The sequence below is a fragment of the Paenibacillus sp. P3E genome (assembly GCF_001909045.1).
Lineage (GTDB): Bacteria > Bacillota > Bacilli > Paenibacillales > Paenibacillaceae > Paenibacillus_AQ > Paenibacillus_AQ helianthi.
The window spans coordinates 1-3,792 of sequence record NZ_LVWH01000066.1; the positions used below are offsets into that span (position 1 = coordinate 1).

Sequence of the window (3,792 nt, forward strand, 5' to 3'; positions counted from 1 at the left end):
TTCCTTAACTGATCTAAATTTCTTTTATCATATAATTTCTCATCGCACACAAAATATGATGAGAATGCAGGAAAATAAGAATTATGACCAAAATGAATTAAATAGCTACGGTATGCGTTCTTCAATTCCTGAAATGTTATCTCATGCTTCATATAACTTGACCCAGCATTCTCGGATTGGAAGATTGCATTGATCACTTTCTTATTTTCATCAAACCCATACACCAAAATCGAATGACTAGAATGATTTTTTTTATACTCTTCCCGCATCTTTATTTCATAGCAATCAATTGATAAAATCACCGGTTTACGATTTTTAAGACAACTCATAACCTCTTCAATAACACAATTCAGTCCGGATTTCATATCAACCTCAATACCTTCTTGAGAAACAAGTTCCTCGAAACCAATATTAGATTTAATCTTACAACTTAGACTTTTACTTTCTTCTGTAAATTCATATCTAAATATATCTGTATAAATAAAACTCAATATATCCCTGTTAAAGTGTTCAGCTACAGCGAAGAATGCACTGTAAAAGCAGTCTTGATAAAAGAAATCATTAAAGGGTTGAATTTTACCAAGAATAATTTGATCTGGATTAGCGGAATAGTCTACAATTTTTGTTACGTCGTTGATAAAATCATTTGATAATTGCTGCATATCTTCTTGCTTAAAAATGTTCTTATTATAGGAGAATGTTACCTGTAGTGCATCGTCTTTGATATAACTAGAAATGTCCAAAATAAACACTTTGTCTGATTCTTTACTTACTGAGTCACCGTAATCATATTCCGATGGCATGAATAAATCCGAATCAAAATCACCGTCGAACTGTCCCAGATAATTAAAGTTAATTTCAGGAGTTATCTCTATTGCATTAGTGTTATGTTTATTTTTTTCTTCAGCAAATCTGATGTTTTTTTTCACTGATTGTAACAATCCCCCAACATCCTCTATGTTCTCACATGACACCATTACAGGATATTGTATGGTAAACCAGCCAATCGTTCGAGTTACATCAAGTTCGTCTAAGATATCCCTTCCGTGCCCCTCTAAGTTAATTAAAAACCGCTTGCTGCCGGTCATTTTGTTTAAGGCAGTCGTTAGTGCTGCGAGCAGGATTTCATGTGGCTTTGTTTCAAAAATATCGTTCATAGATCGGAGGATTTCTCGTGTATAACGTTGATCTAAACAAAACGAGATTACAGCATGGTCAAATCCTGTATTCGCAAAAAGTTGCCCCGTTTCTCTAGCATTTACGAACAAGAAGATATCCTTAAATAAATATTCGTTTGATTTTTCTCCTTTTACTGACATTTTATTAACAGAAGAAGACCACTTTTGAAACGAATCGGTTTTTGGTGGTAAAGATATGGTCTCTCCATTAACAGAGTGTGTATAAGCACTTGTAAAATCATTCAAGAAAATTCTCCATGAAACTCCATCAATGACTAGATGATGAATCGTGATAAAAAGGTGATCTCCGAAGAGAGTTTTAATTAATGCTATTTGAATCAGAGGACCCTTTATCAAGTCTTGGGATGCATGCAACTTGTTAGTAACGTTACGAATCTCATTTTGAATTAGTTCTGCCTTATCCAAATGCATCATATCTACCATAGAGAATGCAAATAACCTATCTTCGATACCTCTATTATATTGTGAGATCCAACCTTCCTTTTCATCAAATACCATACGTAATGCATCGTGATGTTTTACAATTTCTGTAATTGATTTTATAACATGTTCTTTCTCAAAATTACTTTTCGCCTTAACTATAATAGCTTGATTCCAATGATGATTGCACTTAAAACCCTTGTTAAAAAACCACCTCTGAATGGGTAGCAATTCAACATTACCCTCTACCAACGATTGATCAATCGTCCGGTTATGCATTCTCATAACCTCGGCAATTTTTTTTAAGGGCGACATCGAATATACGTCCTTTACCTCTAGGGATCGATTATATTTTTGTAAACGAGATACAATTTGAATAGCTCGTATAGAATCCCCGCCTAGTTCAAAAAAATTATTGTTTAAGTCTAAATTTGATATCCCGAACACTTCAGAATATGCTTGACAAATGATATGTTCCTCTAAAGTTACGGGCAGTTTGACTACACGACTATTTTCATCCCGTTTAGGCTCCGGCAAACCATTTTTATCTGCTTTGCCATTGGGAGAAAGCGGGATTTTGTTTATCTTCGTAAAGCTGCTAGGTATCATATAAACTGGTAGCCACTCGGACAAAAACTCTCTGAGCATATTGAAAGGGATTTCTTTTTCAGCCACATAATACGCGCATAACATTTTTTTTCCTGATGCATCATTTCTGACTGTAACAATTGAATCCGCTACTTCAGAATATTTTTGGAGATGGCATGTTATTTCGCTTAATTCAATCCTATAGCCATTCAATTTAACTTGGTCATCAATTCTGTCAATATATTCAATACTTCCATCAGGAAGCCATCTGACAAGATCACCCGTTCGATACATCCTCATCTCTCTAAAAAATGGATTGAAACGAAATTTATCGGCTGTAAGTTCATCATCATTTATATATCCTCTTGCAAGTCCCGCACCTGAAATGCATAACTCTCCAGGAACGCCAATTGGTAACAAATTGGAGTATTCATTCAAAATTACGATGTGATTGTTAGATATTGGTTTACCAATGCTAGTAACATTACCTTCACTCATAGAAAAGTTCGCGGTAGTGCCAATAGTATTTTCAGTAGGTCCATATTCGTTAACTAATATCAGATTGGGGTTGAGTTGAGAGCTACTGTTAACTAAACTTTTGTCTGTTTTTTCGGCAGCAAGTGTGACGATACGAAGAGTTTTGATATCCTCTTTATTGGATGCATCAATGATTAACCTATATAATGAGGGTACAAAACTACTGCACGTAATTCCATAGTTTATTATTGACTGCTTGATCAAGTTCACGTTTTTCGAATGATCGCTATTAAGTAAAACAAGCTTCCCCCCTGACAATAAACAGGAATATAAAATCGCTCCAAAACCGTCAAACGCGACGGATAATAGTTGTAATGCCACATCACGATCACTGAAATCATAGGCTTTAATCCTCCAAGATATATAGTTGACTAAACTTCCATGTTCAACCATAACACCTTTAGGGCGGCCTGTAGAACCCGATGTAAAGATGGTATACACCAGATCATTATCGGAGTTAATGTTTGATAAATTTGCTACATCTTCATTTGTATATATCATTTCATCTATATTGATTCGGAAGCAAGAGAGCATGTTTATCTGAAAATCAGAGCGAGAGATTAGTCCAGCCGCATTCGCCTGTAAAAGCATATGGTTAATTCTTTCATCAGGATATTCTGTATCAATTGGTAAATAGGCTGCGCCTGACTTTAATATTCCAAAGATACTGATGATAAAATCTATAGACCGATCTAATACTATTGCCACAACTCTCCCTTTAGTAACCATATTTTTTCTTAATAGATTTGCAAGTGAATTTGCTTTTTTATTAAGTTGATTATAGGTAATTTCCTCTTCTCCACAAACAACTGCAACATGATCAGGGGTCTTTGCAACTTGTTGCTCGAACCACTCGTGTATTGTGAATGAAGGGTTGCGAGTTACAACATCGTTGAACTGGGTCAATATTTGATCCTTTTCAATTTGAGAAATGAATTCGATTTCACCTATGTTGATTTCCGGGTTGTTGAATATCTGCTGCATTATAACCTCAAAATGTTTGCACATATTTGAAATTGTTTCTTTCTCAAATAAACTTGTGCGATAC

The 3,792-nt window shown here is 34.9% G+C and carries 1 protein-coding gene; it reads right to left on the minus strand.

The window, feature by feature from the left end:
- A partial coding sequence (locus A3842_RS07630) for a non-ribosomal peptide synthetase (protein WP_218618662.1) occupies window positions 1-3,728 on the minus strand: 3,728 nt, incomplete at its 3' end.
- Window positions 3,729-3,792 lie beyond the last annotated feature (64 nt).